A 25,137-nucleotide genomic window follows, 5' to 3' on the forward strand; every position below is an offset into this window, starting at 1 on the left:
TTAAAGAACTTGATACAATGAGCTAAATTTTTTAAAGGAAAAGAGGGTGCGTATGAGTGTGATTAATGACAATCCTTGGCTAATGCTCATTGCCATTTTCGTCATTAACGTTGCCTATGTCACAGCACTGACGATGCGGGTGATTTTAACGTTAAAAGGTTACCGTTATGTTGCGGCACTTGTAAGTTTTGTAGAAGTGTTTGTCTATATTATCGGTTTAGGTTTGGTGATGTCGAGCTTAGATCAATTTCAAAATATTATTGCCTATGCCCTCGGATTTTCTGTGGGGATTATTGTAGGTATGAAAATAGAAGAAAAACTCGCACTCGGTTACTCGGTGGTTAATGTAACGACAGCAGACTACGAGTTAGATTTACCGCGACAGCTACGTGCACTCGGATATGGCGTGACGCACTTTGGTGCACATGGCCGCGATGGTGACCGATTAGTGATGCAAATTTTAACACCGCGTCGTTATGAATTGAAATTAATGGACACGATTAAACAATTGGATCCTAAAGCATTTATTATTGCGTACGAACCTCGGAATATTCATGGTGGTTTCTGGGTTAAAGGCGTACGAAGTAAAAAAGTAAAGGCGTATGATACAGATGAAATTTAAAGTTGAACCTGATGAAACCATTCAAGACTGTTTAGCAAGAATGAAAGCGGCAGGGTATATGCCAGTTAAGCGATTTGAAAAGCCAGTGTTTATTGAGAATGAACACGGTGAAGTCAAAGTGTTAAGACAAGAGATTGAATTTACAGGTAAAAAAATACCAGATACATTTGAATCATAAAAGAAAGGGCGGCGCATGATTGACATGTGCTGCTCTTTTTAGCTATTGAGTGATGGGAAAGATGTGTATCAATTAATTGAAAATAGGTTGTAGAATAACATGACAATGCAACGATGAATGACGAATATTTTTTAAGTTTTATTTCAAAATGTTCGTCTTTGTTGTATCTAAGAAAGAATGAAGAAAGTGGGGGTCAGTGAAGATTAAACGTCAATAAAAGTACGAAAAACTTTGTAATATCAATATTTCGGTGGGATGACTGGGATGTGATTGACCGAGAGTGATGTCAAAATCAACAAATTCATACGAAAATGCATTTGAGGCTTGATTACGAACGATAAATTTGTTTGAATAATACATGTACATGATTAATTGTTTTGATACAATGAAACTAACATTACAAGATTGGAGTTTATTAAACATGATCGAACGTTATTCAAGAGAAGAAATGGCTCAAATTTGGACGGATCAAAATCGTTATGAAGCTTGGTTAGAAGTGGAAATCCTTGCGAGTGAAGCATGGAGTGAGTTAGGTTACATCCCGAAAGAAGATGTGAAAAAGATTCGCCAACATGCACGTGTAGATGTCGACCGTGCGAAAGAAATTGAACAAGAAACACGCCATGATGTTGTTGCTTTTACACGTCAAGTGTCAGAAACTTTAGGTGAAGAGCGTAAATGGGTACATTATGGTTTAACTTCTACAGACGTTGTAGATACAGCGTTAAGTTATCAAATTAAGCAAGCAAATGACATTTTAGAGCAAGACATTCAACGTTTCATTGATGTATTAGCAGCGAAAGCGAAAAAGTACAAAACGACATTAATGATGGGCCGTACACACGGTGTGCATGCTGAGCCGACTACTTTTGGATTAAAAATGGCGTTATGGTATGCAGAAATGCAACGTAACATGGAACGTTTCAAAAATGTAAGAACTGAAATCGAAGTCGGTAAAATGAGCGGCGCAGTTGGAACATTTGCGAACATTCCACCTGAAATTGAAGCTTATGTTTGTAAACATTTAGGTATTGGTACTGCGCCAATTTCAACACAAACGTTACAACGTGATCGTCACGCATACTACATTGCGACTTTAAGCTTAATTGCAACTTCTCTTGAAAAATTTGCTGTTGAAGTGCGTAATCTTCAAAAAACAGAAACGCGTGAAGTAGAAGAAGCATTTGCAAAAGGACAAAAAGGCTCTTCTGCAATGCCGCACAAACGTAATCCAATCGGTTCAGAAAACATTACAGGTATTGCACGTGTCATTCGTGGCTATTTAACGACGGCATATGAAAATGTCGCATTATGGCATGAACGTGATATTTCACATTCTTCAGCAGAACGTATTATGTTACCAGATGTGACGATTGCATTAGATTATGCTTTAAATCGTTTCACAAATATTATTGATCGTTTAACAGTTTATGAAGAAAACATGACTGAAAACATGAATAAAACTTTTGGTTTGATTTATTCACAACGTGTATTGCTTGCGCTTATTGATAAAGGGATGGTACGTGAAGAAGCGTATGATACAGTACAGCCAAAAGCAATGGAATCTTGGCAAACAAAAACGCCATTTAGAGAGCTTGTAGAAGCGGATTCAAACATTACAGATAAGCTTTCAAAAGAAGAACTCGATGCTTGTTTTGACCCTAGACATCACTTGAACCAAGTTGATACAATATTTAAAAGAGTCGGTTTAGAATAATTTCACTACACTTTAATCTATTAATCCGTTAAAATGGTAATAGATTATGAATATAGGGGTTGTTCGCATGCAAATAGAAAAATTACGTGGAAAAGCTTTAGATGAGCTATTCGATGCAGTTTTAACGTTAGAGACGCGTGAAGAATGCTATCAATTTTTTGATGATTTATGTACAGTGAATGAGTTACAATCTTTATCACAACGCCTTCAAGTTGCGAAGATGATTAAGCAAGGTTACACTTACGCAACGATTGAAAAGGAATCAGGTGCATCTACGGCAACGATTTCTCGTGTAAAACGTTCATTACAATGGGGCAATGATGCCTATACAATGATTCTAGACCGAATGAACATTGAAACTAAGATGTAAGTAATTTTTACAGTAACATGAAATGACTTCTCGCTATATTGACTTGAGTTTTAAGTTGGTATAGGGAGGAGTCTTTTGTTTTGGTAAAAGGCTAAAAGTAGATATAAAGTAACCGAAAGCAGTCTGTTAGTCGATTTTAGAAAAAGTAATAAGTCGTTATGTTAATTAGCAACGACACCAACTAAAAAATGTGCACGATATACGTATGAACTTTAGATATCAATAAGTAAAAGTGCTATAATAAAAGTTACGAAAATTAAAGGAGTCACCAACTATGTATGATATCAAGGAATGGCGTCACATCTTTAAACTTGATCCTGCTAAAGAGATTTCAGACGCCGATTTAGAACAGATTTGTATGTCAAATACAGACGCCATTATGATTGGTGGCACAGATAATGTCACAGAAGATAATGTGATTCATTTAATGAGTCGTGTCCGCCGTTATCCGCTACCGTTAGCGTTAGAAATTTCAAATCTTGAGAGTACGATGCCAGGATTTGATTTTTATTTTGTGCCAACAGTATTGAATAGTACAGATGTGACATATCATAACGGATTATTACATAGCGCGCTGAAAGCCTATGGACATATGATTGATTTTGATGAAATGGTGTTTGAAGGTTATGTCGTGTTGAATCCCGAAAGTAAGGTTGCAACAAAGACAAGTGCACAGACGACATTAAACGAATCAGATGTCGTGGCTTATGCGCAAATGGCTGATTCATTTTATCGTTTGCCAGTGCTCTATTTAGAATACAGTGGGCAATACGGCAATCCTGAAATCGTGCGTGCAGCAAAACAATCGCTTTCGAATACACAATTGTTTTATGGTGGTGGGATTGATCATATCGATAAAGCGATAGAAATGGCACAAATAGCAGATACGATTATTGTGGGCAATGTGATTTATGAAGATATCAAAGCAGCACTTAAAACGACGAAAATAAAGGAGAGAACATAATGAATCCACTCGTTGCAAATATGAATAAAGAACAGAGTGAAGCGGTGCGCACGACTGAGGGACCGCTTTTAATTATGGCAGGTGCAGGTTCAGGGAAAACAAGAGTACTGACACACCGAATTGCCTACTTATTAGATGAAAAAGATGTATCTCCATACAATATATTGGCAATTACGTTTACAAATAAAGCCGCAAAAGAAATGAAAGAACGTGTTCAAGCGCTCGTGGGAGAGGAAGCAGAAGTCATTTGGATGTCGACTTTCCATTCGATGTGTGTGCGTATATTACGACGTGACGCAGATCGTATCGGTATTGAACGTAACTTTACAATTATCGATCCAACTGACCAAAAATCAGTCATTAAAGATGTATTAAAAAGAGAAAATATCGATCCAAAAAAATATGAACCAAGAATGTTTATCGGAGAAATCAGTAATCTTAAAAATGAATTAATGACACCTGCAAAAGCAGAAGCTGAAGCACATGACTTTTTTTCACGGATGGTCGCAACGGTTTACAAAGGGTATCAACAACAACTCGTTCGTAACCAAGCATTAGATTTTGATGATTTGATTATGACAACGATTCAATTGTTTGAGCGCGTGCCAGATGTTTTGGATTATTATCAAAATAAGTTTCAATATATCCATGTTGATGAATATCAAGATACAAATACCGCGCAATATACATTAGTGAACATGTTAGCGCAAAAGTTTAAAAATCTGTGTGTTGTCGGGGATTCAGACCAATCTATTTATGGTTGGCGTGGCGCAAACATCCACAATATTTTATCTTTTGAAAATGATTATCCGAATGCGCGTACTATCTTTTTAGAGCAAAACTATCGTTCAACTAAAACGATATTACAAGCGGCGAATGAGGTGATTCGTCACAACACAGAGCGTAAACCTAAAGGGTTATGGACAGCCAATCAACAAGGTGAAAAGATTCATTACTATGAAGCGATGAGTGAACGTGATGAGACTGAGTATGTTGTGCGAGAAATTTTTAAACAACAAAAAAAGGGAAAACGTTATAAAGATATGGCGGTACTTTATCGTACAAACGCCCAATCGCGTGTACTCGAGGAAACCTTTTTAAAATCCAATATTCCATACGTTATGGTTGGCGGACAGAAGTTCTATGACCGTAAAGAGATTAAAGATTTACTCAGCTACTTGCGTTTAATTGCGAATAGTGCAGATGATATCAGTTTACAGCGTATTATCAATGTGCCTAAGCGTGGTATCGGTCCTTCGTCAGTTGAAAAAATTGCAGCATATGCCGCAGATCACGAGTTGACGATGTTTGATGCATTAGCAGAAGTCGACTTTATCGGTCTATCGAAAAAGGTGACACAAGCAGCAGCAGAATTTTATCAATTGATGTCGAATTTGATGCAAGAACAAGAATTTCTAGAGATTTCAGAAATTGTCGATGAAGTCTTAGTAAAATCAGGTTATCGTGAAATGTTAGAACGCGATCAATCATTAGAATCACGTAGCCGTTTGGAAAATATTGATGAGTTTATGTCTGTGCCTGTTGATTATGAAAAAAACACGCCATTAGAGGAACAGTCACTGATTAATTTCTTAACAGACTTATCATTAGTTGCGGATGTAGACGAAGCGAACTTAGAAGATGGCGTGACATTAATGACGATGCACTCAGCGAAAGGGCTAGAGTTTCCAATTGTGTTCATTATTGGTATGGAAGAATCGATTTTCCCACATATTCGCGCGATTAAAAGTGATAATGATCACGAAATGGAAGAGGAACGACGTATCAGTTATGTTGCGATTACGCGTGCTGAAGAAGAGCTTTATTTATCACATGCCACTTCGCGTACATTATTTGGACGTCCTCAAAGTAATGCACGTTCACGCTTCTTAAATGAAATTCCAGAAGCGCTGCTTGATTTACCTGAACGTCAACAAGCAACAACAATCGGTATGAAAAAGCGTCAACCGGCAAAACGTGGCTTTAGTCAGCGTGCAGTGAAAAACGCAACTGCATCATCAGCGTCAAATTGGAAAGTCGGCGATAAAGTGATGCATAAATCATGGGGTGAAGGCATGGTTTCGAATGTTAATGACAAAAATGGTTCGATTGAATTAGACATTATTTTCAAATCTGAAGGTCCGAAACGTTTACTTGCTCAATTTGCGCCAATTGAAAAAAAGGAGGATTAATGGATGTCATCTCTAGCACAACGTGTTGAAACATTGCACAAATTATTACACCAATACAACTATGAATATCATGTCAAAGATAACCCAAGTGTCCCAGACAGTGAATACGACAAATTATTACACGAATTGATTGATATTGAGACGAAACATCCTGAACTAAAAACTTCAGATTCGCCTACTGTACGTGTAGGAGGAGAGGCGCAGTCATCTTTTGAAAAAGTCAATCATGATACACCGATGTTAAGTTTATCTAACGCATTTAATGAAGCGGATTTAAGAAAATTCGATCAACGCATACGTGATGCAGTCGGTGAAGTCGAATATATGTGTGAATTGAAAATTGATGGTTTAGCCGTATCATTAAAGTATGTCGATGGAAAGCTCGTTCAAGGTTTAACACGTGGTGACGGGACTACCGGTGAAGATATTACTGAAAATTTAAAGACCATTTACGCGATTCCACTTACTTTAAGCAAAAATATTTCTTTTGAAGTACGTGGAGAAGCTTATATGCCAAGGCAATCATTTTTGAAGTTGAATGAGGCAAAAGTAGCGCGCGATGAACAACCGTTTGCCAATCCGAGAAATGCGGCAGCGGGGTCATTGCGTCAACTTGATTCAAAGCTCGCGGCAGCACGTAAACTGGACATCTTTTTATACAGCATTAATGACTTTACAGAACTTGATGCCTCTACCCAAAGTGAAGCGTTAGACGAACTCGATGCACTTGGATTTAAAACAAATCATGAACGTGAAAAAGTGCGTTCGATTGATGAAGTCCTTGAATACATTGAAAAGTGGACAAAACAGCGTGATCAATTGCCTTATGATATTGATGGGATTGTCATTAAAGTGAATCATCTTGAACATCAGGAGGAAATGGGCTTTACACAAAAATCACCGAGATGGGCAATTGCATACAAGTTCCCAGCTGAAGAGGTCATTACAGAACTGCTGGATATTGAGTTGAGTATTGGACGTACGGGTGTGGTGACACCTACCGCTATCCTTGAGCCGGTACGTGTGGCAGGCACAACCGTTTCGAGAGCATCGTTACATAACGAGGACTTAATTCATGAGAAAGATATTCGTATTGGTGATAGTGTGGTTATTAAAAAAGCGGGAGACATCATTCCAGAAGTTGTGCGTGTGATTTTAGACCGTCGTCCTGAAGATGCCGAAACATATCATATGCCAACCCATTGTCCAAGCTGTGATCATGAACTTGTACGTATTGAGGGTGAAGTGGCATTACGTTGTATCAATCCAAAATGTCAGGCCCAACTCGTTGAAGGGTTAATTCATTTCGTATCTCGACAAGCGATGAATATTGACGGTTTAGGGACTAAAATTATCGAACAGTTGTATACACACGAATTGATTAAAGATGTAGCTGACATTTTCTATCTTACCAAGGACGATTTGTTGCCGTTAGAACGAATGGGTGACAAAAAAGCGCAAAAATTAATGGATGCGATAGAAACGTCAAAAGAGCGCTCTCTCGAAAACTTATTATTTGGACTAGGTATTCGTCATTTAGGTGTCAAAGCGAGTCAAGTGTTAGCTGAAAAGTACGAAACGATGGATCGACTGTTAACCGTCACTGAAGATGAATTAGTGGAAATTTATGATGTGGGTGAAAAGTTAGCACAATCATTAGTGACATATCTAGAAAATGAAGATATTCGCGCACTGATTGAAAAGTTAAAATCAAAAGGTGTCAATATGACGTTTAAAGGGCAAAAATTATCGCAAATTGAAGGACATCCAGAATTTGCAGGTAAAACGATTGTCTTAACAGGTAAACTTCAACAAATGACACGCACAGAGGCATCCAATTGGTTGAAATTACAAGGTGCAAAAGTGACAAGTAGTGTAACGAAGTCCACTGATCTTGTCATTGCAGGTGAAGATGCAGGTTCAAAATTAACAAAAGCCGAATCACTTGGTACAATGATTTGGACAGAACAAGATTTTATTGATAAGCAAAATGAAATTAATAAGTAAGGGGATAGGCGATGAAAAAGTCAATAGTACTTCTTTTAGGTTTATCACTTGTATTATCAGCTTGTGGTCCAGATGAAGATGATTCAAAGCCCTCAAAAGAGAAAACAGAAGCGCAACAACGAGACCACAATAAAGTAAAAGAAATCGCTACAGACAAAAATGTACAAGGGACAGATTATCGAACAATCTTGCCTTTTAAAGAAAGTCAGGCGCGCGGGCTCATTCAAGAAAACATGGCCAATAGTTACAATGGTGAAGATTTTGAAGATGGCTTGCTCAATATTAGTAAAGAAGTGTATCCGACTGACGAATACTTGTATCAAGATGGTCAATATTTGGATAAGGATACAATCAGAGCGTATCTGCGTCCTAAATATACGAAAAAAGAACTTGATAAAATGAGCGATAAAGAGAAAGAAAATAAAAATGCGACAGCTAACTTAGGTTTAAATCCATCAGTCAACGGTGAAACAGATGAAGAAAAAATCGCTAAAAATTCGCCGGCCTATTTATCTAATATTTTAGAGCAAGACTTTTACGACAACGGTGATACTAAAGGTGAAGAGATTGAAGGTATGACCATTGGTTTAGCGATGAATAGCGTATATTATTATCAAAAAGAAAAATATGGTGAAACGTATCACAAAAAGCTTGATGAAAAAGAAGTGAAAAAACAAGGACGACAAATGGCTGAAGAAATGTTATTACGTTTAAGAGAAAATGATGATTTGAAAAATATTCCAATCACATTTGCGATTTATATTCAGTCTGGTCAAGAAGATATTATTCCTGGTCATTTCGTAAGTTATGCGACAGCTGAGAAAAATGGGTCAAAACTCTCAGACTGGCATCAAGTTGATCAAAAGACCGTACTGTTACCATCAAGTGAAGCATCTGATTTGAATGAGAATCTTAATGCGAATTTCAAAGACTTTAACAGTGCATTACAATCATACTTCTCAAACTTTACACAAGCTGTTGGCAAAGCAGAGTTTAAAGACAAAAAAGTACAAAATTTAACTGTGGATTTACCTATTGATTATTACGGTAAAGCTGAGTTAATTGGTATTACACAATATGTGACACAGCTTGCTGAAAAAGATTTTAAATCAGTGGATCAATATGAGATTCATATTAAAGATGGTAGTCAGCCACGTGCACTCATAAGTAAAACGAAAGAGGAAAAATCACCACAAGTGCATATTTATCAAAACTAATGTAAATGGTGAATAAAATCAGAATAACGAACGATCACTATACAGAGAGTTTCAACGCTCTAAAAGATAGTGGTCGTTTTTTTAGCATCATCTCGAGATATAGTGTGAAATTGCGTCTTATAAATGAAGTATGTCTTTTTCTTTATTTTCTAAAGCATAGCCCATGATAACACCTGACAAAACAAATCCTAATGGCCTAATGATAGAATCTCCGAGCGCCATTTTGAAATAAAACATAGCAATGAAAAGTAGAAGCCCTATGATGAACGAAATTTTACTTTTGATAAACAACATCGTAGCCACCTCCATCGTGTATTGCTTTTTCATTTATATTGACTTTCTTAATATTTTTTATAATAATTTTACCCTTTTTCATTATTCGAAATGCATTGATGATTTCCTATTTTATGATTTAAAAAGAGTGGAGTAATAACTTTGAGGGGGATACGCATGTACAGGAAAATCTGACAAATCGTAGGAAAAAGGCAGGATTAGCTCCTAGCCTTTAGTCATATGATACAAATGACTCATATTAATCATTGTGATTGTATTAAGTTTTAGTTTTTTGATTTTGCATCATTCAATTGCTTTACGACTTGATTCAAATCTTCCTCCACAAATGCACCAGGTTTTTGCGTCATATTTGAAACAAGGACTGTGACGATTAAACTGATGATAAAGCCAGGAACAATTTCGTACAAGTTAAAGAAATCATTCACGTCACCGTATGGATGCGCAAAGACAATCCATAAAATAACAGTTAACGCACCAGCGACCATCCCACTGATTGCACCTGTACGGGATAAACCTTTCCAATATAATGAAAGAATGACTAATGGACCAAATGCCGCGCCGAAACCTGCCCACGCATTACCCACTAAGTTTAAAATCGTGTTGTTCGGCGTCCAAGCGATCGCAATTGCAGCAACTGCTACAAGCATTACAGAAATACGACCCACTAGGACAAACTCTTTTTCGTGCGCTTTGGTGTTGGCTTTGTCACCACGAATCAATTTGTAAAAGTCTTCTGTTAATGAACTTGATGTAACAAGTAATTGAGATGAAATTGTACTCATAATGGCTGCTAAAATCGCTGCGAGTAAGAAACCACCGATTAATGGATGGAACAGCAACTGACTCATCAAAATAAATAATGTTTCTGGGTCTTGAATTTGAACACCCTGTGCTGGAACGAATGCGATACCGAGTAGTCCGACTAACACAGCGCCCAATAACCCAACAATCATCCATGTAATCCCAATACGACGTGTAAGTGGGAATAATTTCACTGTACGGATAGACATAAAACGTACGAGAATATGGGGTTGGCCGAAATAACCGAGCCCCCAAGCAAAGAATGAAATGATACCAATCACTGTCGTCCCTTTAAATAAATCTAAATTGGTCGGTTTCATTTCTGCAATCGTATGGAATGTATCTAAACCATTTAACTTTAACATTACGACGATAGGCACCATCACCATTGCCACTAACATAATTACCCCTTGAAAAAAGTCAGTGATCGATACGGCAAGATACCCACCGAAAAACGTGTAAAGAATGACGATAACCGCAATTAAAATTAATCCGAAGTGATAGTCTAACCCAAATGCACTGTCGAATAACTTACCACCTGATACTAGACCCGCATGCGTATACAATGTAAAGAACACGACGATGATTAAGCCAGAAATGATTTTAATTAAGTTCGACTGATCATCTAACCGGTTTTTAAAGAAATCTGGTAATGTAATCGCATCACCGGCAATTTCTGTATGTGCACGAAGTCTTGGTGCAACAACTAAATAGTTAATATAAGCACCGAGTGTCAGACCAATGGTAATCCAGATGGCAGATAACCCAGTTGAATAAACTTCACCAGGTAATCCCATAATCATCCAACCACTCATATCGGAAGCACCAGCTGAGAGGGCGGTTACCCATGGACCAATGTTACGGCCACCTAACATATACTCACTCAAGTTACTTGTTGCTTGTTTATAGCCATAGTAACCAATACCGAGCAAGATAATAAAATAAATGGCAATCATAATGTATGTTTGCCAATCAAGGTTGACTTGACTGGACAAAGTAGAACCAAATACTACCATATTGATCTCCCCTTTTGTTTTCACTTGCATAAGATTATTATACAGAAATGTATACGAAAGGAAAGTCATATTTAACAGTTTATGTGTAATTTAACCTTTGTAATGATAAGAGAAATGCTAAGTTGTCGGTTGTGATAGGTAAGAATTAAATATAGATATTTATTCAGTTTTATGTTGTAAATATAAAAATAGAATAGAGTGAGAGACCGTCCGTGAAAATCAACATAGGATGTCGTCTTGAAACGTACTGTGATTGACTCAACAATGTGTTGTGACGCACCTTGTTTGAAATATTTTAGATTTTTATGCTGAAATTTGGTACAATTTATAGATAAAAGAGTATTTTTAAGGAGGCTTTACCGGCATGGCTGAGATTACCAAAAAGCAAGTTGAGCATATTGCGAATCTTGCACGCTTAAATGTGACTGAAGAAGATACTGCTGATATGCAACAGACATTAGAAGGTATTTTAAATTTTTGTCATCAAATTGATTCTGTCGATACAGAACAAGTTAAACCTACAAACCATGTATTAGATTTACAAAATGTATTACGTGACGATGTGGCTGTAAAAGGATTGCCACAAGAAAAAGCATTAACGAATGCAAAAGAAGTGGAAGCTGGACAATTTAAAGTACCAGCAGTTATGAACAGGGAGGACGCATAAAGATGAGCATCCGCTATGAATCTATTGAAAATTTACAAAAGATGATCAAGGATAATCAAATTAAACCTTCTGAAATTGTAAAAGATATCTATGACGCAATTGAAGAAACTGACCCGACAATCCAATCATTTTTAGCGCTTGATAAAGAAAATGCGATGAAAAAAGCTGAAGAATTAGATGCCTTACAAGCGAAAGGTGAAATGGAAGGTAAACTCTTTGGTATTCCAATGGGGATTAAAGATAACATCATCACTGAAGGTTTAGAAACAACTTGTGCCAGTAAGATGTTAGAAGGTTTTGTACCGATTTATGAATCAACAGTAATGAAGAAATTACATCATGAAAACGGCATTCTCATCGGTAAAGTCAACCTAGACGAGTTTGCGATGGGTGGTTCTACTGAGACGTCTTATTTTAAAAAGACAGTGAACCCATTTGATCATAAAGCCGTGCCAGGTGGTTCATCAGGTGGTTCAGCAGCAGCAGTTGCAGCAGGCCTCGTTCCATTTACATTAGGCACAGATACGGGTGGTTCAATTCGTCAACCTGCAGCTTATTGTGGCGTGGTAGGATTAAAGCCAACATATGGCCGTGTATCACGTTTTGGTTTGGTTGCCTTTGCATCATCACTTGATCAAATTGGTCCAATCACACGTAATGTTAAAGACAACGCATTAGTGTTAGAAGCAATTGCAGGTGCAGATGAAATGGATTCTACGAGTGCACCAGACGTTGCGACTGACTTTACAGCTGATATCGGTAAAGATATTAAAGACATGAAAATTGCGTTACCTAAAGAATACATCGGTGAAGGTGTCGACGAAGAAGTGAAAGCAGCAGTATTAAAAGCTGCAGAAACGTTCAAATCTTTAGGTGCTATCGTTGAAGAAGTGTCATTACCAAGAACGGCATATGGTATTCCTTCATATTATGTCATTGCTTCAGCTGAGGCGTCATCAAACTTAGCACGCTTTGACGGTATTCGTTACGGTTACCATTCAAAAGAAGCGGAAAGTTTAGAAGAATTATACAAATTGTCTCGTAGTGAAGGCTTCGGTAAAGAAGTGAAACGTCGTATTTTATTAGGAACGTATGTATTGAGTTCTGGTTATTACGATGCTTACTATAAAAAAGCACAAAAAGTACGTACATTAATTAAAAATGACTTTGAAAATGTTTTTAAAGACTACGATGTCATTTTAGGACCAACAACACCAACTGTTGCGTTTGATTTAGGTGCTGAAATCAATGATCCGTTAACAATGTATGCCAATGACTTATTAACAACACCAGTGAACTTAGCTGGTTTACCTGGTATTTCTGTACCGTGTGGTTTAGCGGAAAATGGTCGCCCAATTGGTTTACAACTGATCGGTAAACCATTTGATGAAAAAACGTTATATCGCGTCGCACATCAATACGAAACACAATTTAACTTACACGACCAATATCAAAAATTATAAGGAGTGGCAATCAATGCATTTTGAAACGATAATCGGACTTGAGGTCCATGTTGAATTGAAAACGGACTCAAAAATGTTTTCAAATGCGCCGGTAGCATACGGTGCAGAACCGAATACAAATACAAGCGTCATCGATTTGGCGTATCCTGGTGTTTTACCAACAGTGAACCGTCGTGCAGTAGATTGGTCAATGCGTGCGGCAATGGCGTTAAACATGGAAATTGCAACAGAATCTAAATTTGACCGTAAAAACTATTTCTACCCAGATAACCCGAAAGCTTACCAAATTTCACAATTAGACCAACCGATTGGTGAAAATGGCTATATCGATATCGAAGTGAATGGTGAAACAAAACGTATCGGTATTACACGCTTACACATGGAAGAAGATGCTGGTAAATCTACACATAAAGAGGGTTATTCACTTGTAGACTTAAACCGTCAAGGCACACCATTAATTGAAATCGTATCTGAACCAGACATTCGTTCACCAGAAGAAGCGTATGCCTATTTAGAAAAATTACGTTCAATTATTCAATACACTGGCGTATCTGACGGTAAAATGGAAGAAGGTTCATTACGTTGTGATGCGAACGTGTCTTTACGTCCATATGGTCAAAAAGAATTTGGTACGAAAGCCGAACTTAAAAACTTAAACTCATTTAACAACGTACGTAAAGGTCTAGAGTATGAAGTTAAACGCCAAGAAGAAGAATTATTAAATGGCGGAGAAATCTTACAAGAAACACGTCGTTTTGATGAATCAACAGGCAAAACGATTTTAATGCGTGTGAAAGAAGCTTCAGATGACTACCGTTACTTCCCAGAGCCTGATATCGTACCTTTATATATTGATGAAGCATGGAAAGCGCGTGTTCGTGAATCTATTCCTGAATTACCAGATGCACGTAAAGAAAAATATGTTGAAAAATTTGGCTTACCAGCATATGATGCACATGTTTTAACATTAACGAAAGAGATGTCAGATTTCTTTGAAGCGGCTGTTGAAGAAGGCGCAGATGTGAAAATGATTTCGAACTGGTTAATGGGTGGCGTGAACGAATATCTCAATAAAAACCAAATTGAGTTACAAGATACAGGCTTAACACCAGCAAACTTAGCCGGTATGATCAAATTGATTGAAGACGGTACAATGAGTAGTAAAATTGCGAAAAAAGTCTTCCCTGAATTAGCGAAAAATGGTGGAGACGCGAAGCAAATTATGAAAGATCAAGGTCTTGTTCAAATTTCTGATGAAGGTGCTGTGCTAGCATTTGTTCAACAAGCGATTGCTGAAAATCCACAATCTGTTGAAGATTATAAGAATGGTAAAGGTAAGGCAATGGGCTTCTTAGTTGGACAAATTATGAAGTTGTCGAAAGGTCAAGCGAATCCACAGCTTGCGAATCAGTTGTTGAAACAAGAGTTGGATAAGCAATAGGTTGTTTTGAATAGAGGCGAGTGAATGATGTTCAATTGTAAAGATTGAATGTCATGCTCGTCTTTTTTGTGATATTTTGTTTTTTGTGACATTTTGTTTTTTGAACATGATGTATGATGACGCATTGATTGTGGCATCTTGCGATTGCAGAACAAGGGCTCGCTTTCATAATGAGATTAATTATTGATTGCCTTTTTGGGCTTGCTTTCCGAGGGGCTGAAGCTTCAACTAAATTTGCCTTAGGGTAATAATATAAAATTGAAGGCAAATTGGATTTTCAGCTTCAGCTAATCCCTCAGGAGTCGCGCCCAGGTTGGCAATCATTTGTCTTAATAGGGGGAAAGCGAGCTTGTTCTAGCAATCTTGTTTCTGATGTACAAACGATTAAAAATGACGAATGAAATTGTTACAAAACAGACGGAGCATTGTATTCAATTGTGGCTATTGATATTTCTTCTACACTCATTTTATTCAGGTGTCTACTGTTTGATGGAATGTAGAGATAGGTCTATTCTTTTACTTGCTTGGTGAGCATAGACATTAATAATGATAATATTGCCGCTTTTAAAATCAGCGTTGACGTTATTTTCTTATCATTTTTAAGAATTTAGTTGTTTATGGCTTTCATTACATCTATGTTTACTATAATATAAGTTGTGAGTACTGAAAAATTGAGGGATATAAATGAGAAAACGTGCGAGAATAATCTATAATCCGACGTCAGGTAAGGAAGTGTTTAAACGTGCATTACCTGATGTACTAATCAAAATGGAGCAAGCTGGCTATGAAACAAGTGCCTATGCGACCCAAAAAGTAGGAGATGCGACTGAAGAGGCAGCGCGAGCAATTGAGGCCCAGTACGATTTGTTAATTGTCGCTGGTGGAGACGGTACATTGAACGAAGTCGTGAATGGTATTGCTGAAAAACCCAATCGTCCTAAATTAGGGTTGATTCCAATGGGGACTGTGAACGATTTTGGTAGAGCGCTACATCTCCCTAACGATATTTTCGATGCAGTTGATGTGATTTTAGATGGTAAGACGGTTCAAGTCGACATTGGTAAAATGAATAGCCGTTATTTTATTAATTTAGCTGGCGGTGGTAAAATTACTGAAGTTTCGTATGAGGCACCGAGCAAATTGAAATCAATTGTGGGTCCTTTTGCCTATTATATTAAAGGCTTTGAAATGTTGCCGCAAATGCATGCAGTTGATGTACGTATTGAGTTTGATTCACAAGTCTTTGAAGGTGAAATCATGTTGTTTTTACTTGGCTTAACCAATTCAATGGCTGGTTTTGAAAAATTGGTACCTGACGCAAAACTCGATGACGGTAAGTTTACTTTACTCATTGTTGAAAAAGCAAATATTGCTGAATTGGGGCACATTATGACGCTTGCCTCACGCGGTGAGCATACTAAACATCCGAAAGTGCATTATCATAAAGCGCAATCGGTGAATATTTCATCATTTAGCGATATGCCTTTAAATGTAGATGGTGAATATGGTGGCCAATTACCAGCGAACTTTTTAAACTTAGTTCGACATATTGAAGTTTTTTCTCCGGCGCAAGAAGACAATGCATTATTAATTGATGAGCCTACACAATCGGAGTAACGATCAATAGGCGTACTGAAATTAAATAGGTAGTATACGCGAAACCGCATGATAACATAACGTTACTCTCGTGGGAGCGGGACGATGAAATTTAACGCAGTTGTTAAGCTTTCGGTCCTGCTCCTTTCCCTTTGAAGTTGATACTGTTGAGATAAAAAGTGAGTTGAATTTGATGGTCTTAGTAAAGAAAAATGAAGTGTATGAAGGAAAAGTTGTAGATTTGACACATGAAGGTCATGGTGTGATTAAACAGGATCGTTATCCCATTTTTATTCCTCATGCGTTAATTGATGAAGAAGTACAATATAAAGTGATCAAAGTCAAAAAGAATTTCGCGATAGGTAAGCTGTTGGATGTGAAAGTGGAGAGCCCTGATCGGGTGACACCGCCTTGCGTGTATTATCAACAATGTGGAGGTTGCCAACTCCAGCATTTGTCCTATTCAGCGCAGTTAGAGATGAAGCGGAAGCAAGTGATTAATCTGTTTCATCATAAAGGGAAAATGACTGAGGTGCCGATACATGACACGATTGGTATGGATGAACCATGGCATTATCGAAATAAGTCTCAAATTCCGGTTGGGACTAATCGTCATGGCGCATTACAGATGGGCTTCTATCGTCAACGGAGTCACGATATTATCGATATGGACCATTGTCTCATTCAAAATGATGATCAAAACGCTATGATGAATGTGATTAAAAGTTTACTGGAGCAATATCATATTCCAGCCTATAACGAACAAAAGCATCAAGGTCTTGTGCGTCATGTTGTGATTCGTAAAGGCTATTATACGAATGAAGTCATGGTTATTTTTGTGCTTAACGGTAAAAAATTTCCACATCATAACGACATTGTGACTGCTTTAACGGCACAGTTTCCACAAATTGTGAGTATCAAGTTGAACTTCCAAACGAACAAAACGAATGTCATTATGGGGCATACGTCCAAAACCCTTTACGGTAAAGACATTATTGAGGATACGTTAGATGATTTGACTTTCGAAATTGGCGATTTGTCATTTTATCAAATCAATGTGACGCAAACACAAAAATTGTATCGTCAAGCGTTGGAATATGCGAATTTAACAGGCAATGAAGTGGTGTTAGATGCGTATTGTGGAATTGGGACAATCAGTTTATTTATGACACCGCATGCACAACATGTGTATGGTGTTGAAGTTGTCCCAGAAGCAATAGAAGATGCGAAAAGAAATGCGCGCAACAATCTATTGGACAATACAACGTTTGTCGCTGGCGCTGCTGAAGATGTCATTTTAAAATGGCAACAAGCGGGGATACAGCCAGATGTTGTGACAGTTGACCCACCACGTAAAGGCTGTGACGCGACATTTATTGAAACATTAAATGCTTTAGCACCGAAACGAATCGTCTATGTGTCATGTAATCCAAGTACACAATTACGCGATATCGAAATGCTGAGCGCGCAATATGAATTAAAAGAAATCACACCTGTCGATATGTTCCCACATACGACACATGTGGAAACAGTGGCGTTGTTAGAAAGAAAATAAATTTAGGGCTCAAGTCGCACAATTTGTTTGCATAGCTAAAGTATAATAAGAGTGACCATGAAGCCAAACGATACATCATAAGAGGGTGAATGCATGTATAAAATTGATCTTTTTCAAAATCAACAGATCATGAAACGTTTTTTATTACTTCAATTTATTGTCATTCTTGCGTTCATTGTATTAAGTTATAAATGGTCAATGGCGGCAATTACATTACAAGAACAAAACTTTATTACGAATATCTTCATTGGGGTCATCGGTTTTATAGTGGTGGTGCTATGTCATGAAGGAATCAAAACGATGTTGCTAAAAATGATGTCAGTGAAGTCACGACAGTATCAAGTGAAAAACGGGGTCTTATTAACGTTTTTACCACATTATTATTTCAACCGAATGACTTTTACTACCGTGATGATAATGCCTATTGCGTTAGTAGGGATGTTGTTGTTTATTGTATTTATTAACTTGCCCTATACGTCGATTATTTTTACATTTGCGATTTATATGGGGTATAGCCTTTTGTCGTTATACTTAGTCTTTATTGCGTTAAGAGATAAAAAAGCACAATATTTTGAAATGACTGAAGCAGGGTTAGTGGTTTATCGTAAAAAACCTTCTGAATGAACTGCTGATTGATATGATGGATCTTCCACGTTTGACTCGCGTGTGAAGGTTCTTTGTTTTTGAAGGGTATATTAACAACGTAGACGTCGTGTTGTCTAGAGAGGAGGGCTTTGAATGAAAGAACGTCGGATTATTCATATTGATATGGATTTTTTCTTTGCGCAAGTGGAAGTGAGGGATAATCCAAGTTTACGTGGCAAACCGGTCATTGTGGGAGGAAAAGCGAGTGGACGTGGTGTTGTATCTACCGCATCTTATGAAGCACGCGCTCTTGGTGTCCATTCAGCAATGCCCATGGCGCGAGCTTATCAACTGTGTCCCAATGGTTATTATGTCACGCCACGGTTTGAAGCATATCGAGAAGTTTCTCAACAAATTATGGAAATATTTAAAAGTTATACCGATCTCGTTGAACCCCTTTCATTAGATGAAGCCTATCTGGACATCACTGAACTCGTACGTCCGGATCTCCCAGCATCAAAAATCGCCCAATATATTCGTCGGGATATTTATGACCAAACGCAACTGACGGCGAGTGCTGGGGTATCCTATAATAAATTTCTAGCCAAACTTGCGAGTGGGATGAACAAGCCAAATGGTCTGACGGTGATTGATTACCAAAATGTGCATGCGATATTAATGCAACTTGATATTGGGGATTTTCCAGGAATTGGTAAAGCTTCTAAGGAAAAAATGCATGCAAAAGGGATTTATAACGGTCAAGATTTATACGAAAAGTCTGAACGAGAACTGGTCTATTTGTTCGGTAAGCGAGGACATCAATTATACCAACGTGTACGCGGGTATGATGATAGAGAAGTCAACGCCGAAAGAATTCGAAAAACTGTAGGTGCGGAACGGACATTTTCTCTTGATACGAATGACGATGAAGAAATATTACAAAAAATGGAAATGCTGAGTGAGAAAATAGCACAACGACTTGAACAACTCAATCAGGCCGGACGTACAGTCACTGTCAAAATTAAAACCCATCGTTTCGAAAACTTTTCAAAACAACAGAGTTTGATGACGCCGGTCCGAGATGCCGATGAAATATATCGCATTGCATATGAATTGTACTATGAATTGAAAGAAGCAGAAGTTCCGATTCGTTTAGTTGGTGTGACAGTAGGTGGATTACAAGATGCATTTTTTAGAAACATGACAATCTATGACTTTTTATAACATATCTTTATCTGTCAGTTGCTTTCCATAAATCTGGATTACATCTTCAAGGCTCGGATAGTGTTTCAGCAATCGATACGTGATCATGGCACAAGCTTTTGCATCATTTAAAGCATCATGATGGCCATGAAAATCAAGTTTGAAATGAGACATCATATGTTTTAAACCGTGACGACGCGCAGATACTGTACGTTTTGCGAGTTGGTATGAACAAAAGTAAGTCATGGGTGGTGTCATGAGCTTTTCGGCTTGGATACTCGCATGCAGAACGGACATGTCAAAGGCAGCATTATGTGCAACCACCGGCAGGTCACCTATAAATTGCAACATATAAGGATAAACATACGCAAAGTCGGGTGAATGTTGAACATCTGTCGCGTGAATACCGTGAACTTCGATGTTACGTGTTGCAAAAAAGTCGTTCGGATTCACTAACGTATAAAATGTTTCTACAATCTCATTAGCAACAACTTTAACCATACCGACTGAACAAATACTCGTCCGCTTATGGTTGGCTGTTTCAAAATCGAGCGCGACAAAACTATTTTTCGTCATAGCCTTACATCCCTTCAAAATGATAGATAAATATTAGCACATTTGGAAGTAAGTTGAAAACAAGATGATGTTGAGGTGTTTTATGGAAAGATGAACTGGATCTCAATCACTACATTTGATAACTATCGAGAATTGAAGGACATGTTAAGTAAAATCGCGTCTGAATATGAAGGTAATAGGGGTATATTTTTGTCAGAAAGCCGGGGTCTATATCTGTAAGAAGAAAAGGATTGAGACAAATTTTTAGCCTCAATCCATTCATTGATTTATGCTTCAACTTCAAATTTACGTGCTGCTAACTCTTTTTCATAAAGGTAAAGCGCATTTGAATCGTTTCCGATACGTTTTAAATAATCGATGTGTGTTTCAAACATAGATTCTTCTTCTACTTGTTCATCTAAAAACCAATTTAAAAATGAAATCGTCGCATAATCTTTTTGTTCATGAGCAATCTCAGATAATTCATAGAAGCGGTGTGTTACATCTTGTTCTTGTTTTAAGCCGTCTTCAAATGTTTCAAGAATACTGTTGAATTCAACTTTTGGTGCATCGAGTTGACTAAATACAGCTTTTTCACCACGGTCGTTAATGTAGTCATAAATCTTTTGACCATGGAAACGTTCTTCTTTTGCTTGTTGGATGTAAAAGTTCGCAAATCCCTCATACGAATGATAATCACAGTAAGAAGCCATGGCCATATAAGCATGAGCAGCAAAAAATTCATGATTCATTTGACGATTTAGTGCATTTAATAATTGTTCATTTAACATATCAATCACCCCTAAAATCTTTAATCTTTATTCATTGTACCCTATATTGTGGACAATATTCAAAAAGAATAATTTTTTCAAGTTGATGATGATGCAATGCACAGTCAGTATATCAATGTTAAGCCTTATCTTTTTATTTGGTAATTTGTGTCACCATGATATAATATTGTAGGAAATCGGAGGAGAATGTTGAATATGAGACAATGGACAGCAATTAATATGGCAAAGCTCGCAAGAAAAGCAAGTCGTGCAACAGGGCGTAAAGGTACAGATTTACCAGGGCAAGTTGCGCGCAAAATTGATCAAAATATTTTACGTAAACTGGCTGGTCGTGTTGACGAAGTCGTGTTTGTCAGTGGTACAAATGGTAAAACGACGACATCTAACTTAATCGGTCACACTCTAAAAGCAAATCATATCGAAATTATTCATAACAATGAAGGTGCGAACATGGCTGCTGGGATCACTTCAGCTTTCATCGTCCAGTCGACACCTCAAACTAAAATTGCCATCATTGAAATTGATGAAGGCTCTATTCCGCGTGTATTAAATGAAATGACACCTACAAAAATGGTGTTTACAAACTTTTTTAGAGACCAGATGGACCGTTTTGGTGAAATTGATATTATGGTGAATGGAATTATTTCAGCGATTCAAAACAAAGGGATTCAGTTGTTATTGAATGCGGATGATCCATTTGTGACACGTTTAAAAATCGCAAGTGATCATGTCACATACTATGGCATGCAAGCAAACGCATATGAATTTGAACAGTCAACGATGAATGAAAGTCGCTATTGTCCGAACTGTGGGGCATTACTGAATTATTCTCACATTCATTACAATCAACTTGGTCATTACACATGCCATTGTGGCTTTAAACGTGAAACACCACAATATGAAATTTCTTCATTTACAGTGAACCCGTTTATAGAAATGACGGTCAATAACACGACATTTAACATGAAGATTGCAGGGGACTTTAATGCTTATAACGCTCTTGCAGCCTATACGGTATTACGTGAGTTAGGTCTTAACGATGAGTCGATTCGCAAAGGCTTTGAAACATATACATCGGATAATGGTCGTATGCAGTATTTCGAAAAAGGACAGAAAAAAGCGCTCATCAACTTAGCGAAAAACCCTGCCGGTATGAATGCATCGATTGCGATGGGTGAAAAGTTAGAAGAATCAAAAGTGTATGTGTTGAGCTTAAATGACTTTGCAGCAGATGGTCGAGATACATCATGGATTTATGATGCTGACTTTGAAAAGTTAAACGAGCAAACAATTGAAGCGATTATTGTGACAGGTTCACGTGCGGAAGAATTACAACTTCGATTAAAACTTGCGGAAGTGACGGCGCCAATCATTCTAGAAAAAGACATTCATAAAGCGACGGCAATGACGATGGACTACAATAGCTTTACGGTTGCAATTCCGAACTACACATCTTTAGCGCCAATGCTTGAACAATTGAACCGTTCATTCAAGGAGGTCGATTAATATGCACGAACTGACTGTCTATCATTTTATGCCAGATAAATTGAATTTATATAGTGATATTGGCAACATTATGGCGTTGAAATACCGTGCTAAAAAGCGTGGTATTCACCTCAATGTGGTTGATGTAAATGATACTGAAAACGTCGACCTTTCTAAAGCAGATATTTTCTTCATTGGTGGGGGAAGTGACCGTGAACAAAGTTTAGCCACTGAGTCATTGCGCAAAATTAAAACCGAACTGAAAGCAGCAATTGAAGATGGTTTGCCAGGATTAACTGTGTGTGGTGGTTATCAGTTTTTAGGTGAAAAGTACATTACGCCAGAGGGTCAAGAACTTGAAGGGCTACACATTTTAGACTTTTATACAGAATCTAAAAAAGAGCGTTTAACAGGTGATATCGTGATCGAAAGTGATACATTTGGCACAATTGTCGGTTTTGAAAATCATGGTGGACGCACGTATCACAACTACGATACGTTAGGCACAGTGACACATGGCTATGGTAATAATGATACCGACTTTAAAGAAGGCATTCATTATAAAAACTTGTTAGGGACGTACTTACATGGGCCGATTTTACCGAAAAACCATGAAATGACTGACTATTTATTAAAAGCTGCTGCCGAAAGAAAAGGCATTCCGTTCGAACCGCTCCATATTGATAATGCGGAAGAAGAACAAGCGAAACAAGTATTAATAGACCGTGCACGTAAAAATAAAGGTTAATAGAAAAAGATTAGATAAAATTTTGATTGACTTAAATTTTCTATTTCGGTGATTGCCATCATGGGTTCGCGTTCCCAGGGGCTGATCCTACAACTAACCAACGCCATGATTTAACTTTTACATTTGTAGTCGCGTTGGTGGATTTTCCGGCTCAGCTCATCCCTCGGGAGTCTCACCCAATTAGGCAATCATTTTGCAAATTCAATAATTATCTAAAATTTTTATCATTTCTTGAAAAACATGATTTTATTTTTACTGTCGTTGTTTCATTTTAATTGGAAAGAAAAGACTGGGAGCAAAACATTACGTCATCCCAGTCTTTTTCTATTGACGGACTTATATCCATTATTGATGAGCGTATCCTCGAAAAATAATGATGAATTGGACATAAAAAATGATGATATAGATTGTCCTCATTTCAGAAACTTGCCCTCTGTTTCCTGTATTTGGAGTGAGATTGCCTGAAGGCTGAGACTCCTGAGGCAACAGCTGAAGCTGAAAATCCAATTTGCCTGCCACATTATTTTATCAAACTCAGGCAAATTTAGTTGAAGCTTCAGCGCCTCGGAAAGCGAAGCCATAAGGGCAATCATGAAAACCCAATTTGATATGAGAAACATTGCGGTTGAATTCAGCTGTAAGATATTGCAAAATTTTTACATCAATGTTGTTACTTCACTTTATAGCGCAACAGTAGAATACGATAAATTAACAAAATCTCGTAAATGGTATGGCTTTTAACTTGGTTATCATCAAATTCATTTAAACCTTTCACTGAGTTCTTCAATGTGGAGGCTGCTTTACGCTCAGGCATAAACGTACCACAATTAAAAATTTGATCCATCCGCTGCGATATCGAAATCATCGCAATTTTTTCTTCGTCCGTAAAAATCATCATCGCATCATTCGGTAAATAAATAATATTCGACAAATGTGTAATCATTAATCGATTTTCATGCGCGCGATTCGTCAATCGTCTTAAACGCAACCATTCATCAGATTGACTGCGACTCTTATGATAATTCAATTCATCTTTTTGATATCCGAGTAACTCTTCAATACGTGAGTTCAATACATGTAACTTTTGTACGGCTTGATCACTTTTTTTAGAGTGAAATAATCCGATGACTAGCTCTTTCATACGGGTATCAAACAAATGATAAATTTCACGTTCTGATTTTTCAATAAGCACATCGATTTGGTCGTAGTATTTCGGTGGCAGAATGATAAAGTTGACCAACCCTGCAGTACCTAACCCAATGAAGGCGGTTAATAAGCGTGAAAAGAAATTAAAGTAATAGTCTTCATGAATATCAGGAATCATGGCTAGGGCGGTAAGGGTTGCAACAGTTATTCCGACGTGAAGGTTTAAGCGAATACAAATTAATATGGTTAAAGTTGCAGTTAAACCATATGTGAGTGCCGAGTCTTCACCTAAAAAGTAAGTACAGACGACAGCGATGAATGCACCAATCACTGTTGCTGGGAGTCGTTTGTATCCTTTTCGAATGGAAGCTTTTACAGTGGGTTCAATGGTTACAACAGCTGACAAAATTGCAAAAATAGGGTTGAGATTAAGTGACAAACAAAAAAGGGCAGTAAGAAAAGTGGCTAACCCTGTTTTAAGTGTCCGTGCACCGACTAGATTTTTATACCATTTATCCTTCATA

22 protein-coding genes are annotated in these 25,137 nt (G+C 37.5%); 17 read left to right on the forward strand and 5 right to left on the reverse strand.

Annotated features, from left to right (window positions below; translation table 11 throughout):
- The first annotated feature begins 52 nt into the window (after positions 1 to 52).
- From CD138_RS05910 to CD138_RS05945, 8 genes are all read left to right on the forward strand, one after another.
- A complete protein-coding gene (locus tag CD138_RS05910) occupies positions 53 to 622 on the forward strand; it encodes a DUF2179 domain-containing protein (RefSeq protein WP_019169337.1) in 570 nt (189 codons plus the stop codon).
- Complete coding sequence (locus CD138_RS05915) at positions 612 to 800, forward strand: NETI motif-containing protein (RefSeq protein WP_019169338.1); 189 nt, start codon at positions 612 to 614, stop codon at positions 798 to 800. The genes CD138_RS05910 and CD138_RS05915 overlap by 11 nt, the downstream gene beginning before the upstream one ends.
- A gap of 421 nt (positions 801 to 1,221) precedes the next feature.
- Positions 1,222 to 2,517 carry an adenylosuccinate lyase gene (gene purB, locus CD138_RS05920; RefSeq protein ID WP_019169339.1) on the forward strand — a complete coding sequence of 432 codons (1,296 nt, stop codon included), beginning with the start codon at positions 1,222 to 1,224 and terminating at the stop codon, positions 2,515 to 2,517.
- A gap of 67 nt (positions 2,518 to 2,584) precedes the next feature.
- Positions 2,585 to 2,887: a YerC/YecD family TrpR-related protein gene (locus CD138_RS05925; protein ID WP_019169340.1), complete on the forward strand. Its 303-nt coding sequence runs from the start codon at positions 2,585 to 2,587 to the stop codon at positions 2,885 to 2,887.
- Positions 2,888 to 3,161: 274 nt separating this feature from the next.
- The gene (gene pcrB / locus CD138_RS05930; RefSeq protein ID WP_019169341.1) at positions 3,162 to 3,851 is read left to right on the forward strand and encodes a heptaprenylglyceryl phosphate synthase; all 690 of its coding nucleotides are present in this window, start codon (positions 3,162 to 3,164) and stop codon (positions 3,849 to 3,851) included.
- Positions 3,851 to 6,043 (forward strand): DNA helicase PcrA, encoded by a 2,193-nt coding sequence (gene pcrA, locus CD138_RS05935; protein ID WP_019169342.1) that lies wholly within the window; start codon positions 3,851 to 3,853, stop codon positions 6,041 to 6,043. The genes pcrB and pcrA overlap by 1 nt, the downstream gene beginning before the upstream one ends.
- A gap of 3 nt (positions 6,044 to 6,046) precedes the next feature.
- Positions 6,047 to 8,050, forward strand: a complete 2,004-nt coding sequence (gene ligA, locus CD138_RS05940) for an NAD-dependent DNA ligase LigA (protein WP_019169343.1) — start codon at positions 6,047 to 6,049, stop codon at positions 8,048 to 8,050.
- 11 nt (positions 8,051 to 8,061) lie between these two features.
- Positions 8,062 to 9,267, forward strand: a complete 1,206-nt coding sequence (locus tag CD138_RS05945; RefSeq protein WP_019169344.1) for a CamS family sex pheromone protein — start codon at positions 8,062 to 8,064, stop codon at positions 9,265 to 9,267.
- A gap of 117 nt (positions 9,268 to 9,384) precedes the next feature.
- On the opposite strand, the gene CD138_RS14015 is transcribed toward CD138_RS05945, so the two are convergent.
- On the reverse strand, positions 9,385 to 9,594 hold the full coding sequence (locus CD138_RS14015; protein ID WP_142302760.1) for a hypothetical protein: 210 nt from the start codon (positions 9,592 to 9,594) through the stop codon (positions 9,385 to 9,387).
- Between the two features lie 230 nt (positions 9,595 to 9,824).
- Positions 9,825 to 11,378 carry a sodium/proline symporter PutP gene (putP, locus tag CD138_RS05950; RefSeq protein WP_019169347.1) on the reverse strand — a complete coding sequence of 518 codons (1,554 nt, stop codon included), beginning with the start codon at positions 11,376 to 11,378 and terminating at the stop codon, positions 9,825 to 9,827.
- Between the two features lie 364 nt (positions 11,379 to 11,742).
- Here putP and gatC point away from each other — a divergent pair, with 364 nt between their 5' ends.
- From gatC to dinB, 7 genes are all read left to right on the forward strand, one after another.
- A complete protein-coding gene (gene gatC, locus CD138_RS05955; protein WP_019169348.1) occupies positions 11,743 to 12,045 on the forward strand; it encodes an Asp-tRNA(Asn)/Glu-tRNA(Gln) amidotransferase subunit GatC in 303 nt (100 codons plus the stop codon).
- A gap of 2 nt (positions 12,046 to 12,047) precedes the next feature.
- Complete coding sequence (gene gatA / locus CD138_RS05960; RefSeq protein WP_019169349.1) at positions 12,048 to 13,508, forward strand: Asp-tRNA(Asn)/Glu-tRNA(Gln) amidotransferase subunit GatA; 1,461 nt, start codon at positions 12,048 to 12,050, stop codon at positions 13,506 to 13,508.
- Between the two features lie 13 nt (positions 13,509 to 13,521).
- Positions 13,522 to 14,949 carry an Asp-tRNA(Asn)/Glu-tRNA(Gln) amidotransferase subunit GatB gene (gene gatB, locus CD138_RS05965; RefSeq protein WP_019169350.1) on the forward strand — a complete coding sequence of 476 codons (1,428 nt, stop codon included), beginning with the start codon at positions 13,522 to 13,524 and terminating at the stop codon, positions 14,947 to 14,949.
- 684 nt (positions 14,950 to 15,633) lie between these two features.
- A complete protein-coding gene (locus tag CD138_RS05970) occupies positions 15,634 to 16,566 on the forward strand; it encodes a diacylglycerol kinase (protein WP_019169351.1) in 933 nt (310 codons plus the stop codon).
- A gap of 172 nt (positions 16,567 to 16,738) precedes the next feature.
- Positions 16,739 to 18,100, forward strand: coding sequence for a 23S rRNA (uracil(1939)-C(5))-methyltransferase RlmD (gene rlmD / locus CD138_RS05975; RefSeq protein WP_019169352.1), 1,362 nt, complete (start codon positions 16,739 to 16,741; stop codon positions 18,098 to 18,100).
- A 93-nt stretch (positions 18,101 to 18,193) separates the two neighbouring features.
- Entirely contained in the window at positions 18,194 to 18,724 is a 531-nt protein-coding gene (locus CD138_RS05980; protein ID WP_019169353.1) for a metalloprotease family protein, read from the forward strand.
- 114 nt (positions 18,725 to 18,838) lie between these two features.
- Positions 18,839 to 19,909, forward strand: coding sequence for a DNA polymerase IV (gene dinB, locus CD138_RS05985; protein ID WP_019169354.1), 1,071 nt, complete (start codon positions 18,839 to 18,841; stop codon positions 19,907 to 19,909).
- On the opposite strand, the gene CD138_RS05990 is transcribed toward dinB, so the two are convergent.
- Positions 19,904 to 20,464, reverse strand: coding sequence for a 3'-5' exonuclease (locus CD138_RS05990; RefSeq protein WP_019169355.1), 561 nt, complete (start codon positions 20,462 to 20,464; stop codon positions 19,904 to 19,906). The two genes, dinB and CD138_RS05990, sit on opposite strands and share 6 nt — an antisense overlap.
- A gap of 266 nt (positions 20,465 to 20,730) precedes the next feature.
- Complete coding sequence (locus tag CD138_RS05995) at positions 20,731 to 21,234, reverse strand: ferritin (RefSeq protein ID WP_019169356.1); 504 nt, start codon at positions 21,232 to 21,234, stop codon at positions 20,731 to 20,733.
- A gap of 195 nt (positions 21,235 to 21,429) precedes the next feature.
- On the opposite strand from CD138_RS05995, the gene murT reads away from it, so the two are divergent.
- A complete protein-coding gene (gene murT / locus CD138_RS06000; RefSeq protein WP_019169357.1) occupies positions 21,430 to 22,740 on the forward strand; it encodes a lipid II isoglutaminyl synthase subunit MurT in 1,311 nt (436 codons plus the stop codon).
- Position 22,741: 1 nt separating this feature from the next.
- Complete coding sequence (gene gatD / locus CD138_RS06005; protein ID WP_019169358.1) at positions 22,742 to 23,467, forward strand: lipid II isoglutaminyl synthase subunit GatD; 726 nt, start codon at positions 22,742 to 22,744, stop codon at positions 23,465 to 23,467.
- A gap of 670 nt (positions 23,468 to 24,137) precedes the next feature.
- Here the strand turns inward: gatD and CD138_RS06010 are convergent.
- Complete coding sequence (locus tag CD138_RS06010) at positions 24,138 to 25,136, reverse strand: FUSC family protein (RefSeq protein WP_019169359.1); 999 nt, start codon at positions 25,134 to 25,136, stop codon at positions 24,138 to 24,140.
- Between the last annotated feature and the right edge of the window lies 1 nt (position 25,137).

This window comes from Staphylococcus intermedius NCTC 11048, from assembly GCF_002902385.1.
In the GTDB taxonomy this organism is placed as follows: domain Bacteria; phylum Bacillota; class Bacilli; order Staphylococcales; family Staphylococcaceae; genus Staphylococcus; species Staphylococcus intermedius.

Coding starts and splice junctions, on each gene's coding strand:
- CD138_RS05995 (WP_019169356.1), bottom strand. CDS start 21,234: ATGTTAAATGAACAATTATTAAATGCACTAAATCGTCAAATGAATCAT.
- rlmD (WP_019169352.1), top strand. CDS start 16,739: ATGGTCTTAGTAAAGAAAAATGAAGTGTATGAAGGAAAAGTTGTAGAT.
- CD138_RS06010 (WP_019169359.1), bottom strand. CDS start 25,136: ATGAAGGATAAATGGTATAAAAATCTAGTCGGTGCACGGACACTTAAA.
- dinB (WP_019169354.1), top strand. CDS start 18,839: ATGAAAGAACGTCGGATTATTCATATTGATATGGATTTTTTCTTTGCG.
- purB (WP_019169339.1), top strand. CDS start 1,222: ATGATCGAACGTTATTCAAGAGAAGAAATGGCTCAAATTTGGACGGAT.
- ligA (WP_019169343.1), top strand. CDS start 6,047: ATGTCATCTCTAGCACAACGTGTTGAAACATTGCACAAATTATTACAC.
- CD138_RS05990 (WP_019169355.1), bottom strand. CDS start 20,464: ATGACGAAAAATAGTTTTGTCGCGCTCGATTTTGAAACAGCCAACCAT.
- murT (WP_019169357.1), top strand. CDS start 21,430: ATGAGACAATGGACAGCAATTAATATGGCAAAGCTCGCAAGAAAAGCA.
- CD138_RS05980 (WP_019169353.1), top strand. CDS start 18,194: ATGTATAAAATTGATCTTTTTCAAAATCAACAGATCATGAAACGTTTT.
- CD138_RS05910 (WP_019169337.1), top strand. CDS start 53: ATGAGTGTGATTAATGACAATCCTTGGCTAATGCTCATTGCCATTTTC.
- pcrB (WP_019169341.1), top strand. CDS start 3,162: ATGTATGATATCAAGGAATGGCGTCACATCTTTAAACTTGATCCTGCT.
- gatD (WP_019169358.1), top strand. CDS start 22,742: ATGCACGAACTGACTGTCTATCATTTTATGCCAGATAAATTGAATTTA.
- CD138_RS05925 (WP_019169340.1), top strand. CDS start 2,585: ATGCAAATAGAAAAATTACGTGGAAAAGCTTTAGATGAGCTATTCGAT.
- pcrA (WP_019169342.1), top strand. CDS start 3,851: ATGAATCCACTCGTTGCAAATATGAATAAAGAACAGAGTGAAGCGGTG.
- putP (WP_019169347.1), bottom strand. CDS start 11,378: ATGGTAGTATTTGGTTCTACTTTGTCCAGTCAAGTCAACCTTGATTGG.
- CD138_RS05915 (WP_019169338.1), top strand. CDS start 612: ATGAAATTTAAAGTTGAACCTGATGAAACCATTCAAGACTGTTTAGCA.
- gatA (WP_019169349.1), top strand. CDS start 12,048: ATGAGCATCCGCTATGAATCTATTGAAAATTTACAAAAGATGATCAAG.
- CD138_RS14015 (WP_142302760.1), bottom strand. CDS start 9,594: ATGAAAAAGCAATACACGATGGAGGTGGCTACGATGTTGTTTATCAAA.
- CD138_RS05970 (WP_019169351.1), top strand. CDS start 15,634: ATGAGAAAACGTGCGAGAATAATCTATAATCCGACGTCAGGTAAGGAA.
- gatB (WP_019169350.1), top strand. CDS start 13,522: ATGCATTTTGAAACGATAATCGGACTTGAGGTCCATGTTGAATTGAAA.
- CD138_RS05945 (WP_019169344.1), top strand. CDS start 8,062: ATGAAAAAGTCAATAGTACTTCTTTTAGGTTTATCACTTGTATTATCA.
- gatC (WP_019169348.1), top strand. CDS start 11,743: ATGGCTGAGATTACCAAAAAGCAAGTTGAGCATATTGCGAATCTTGCA.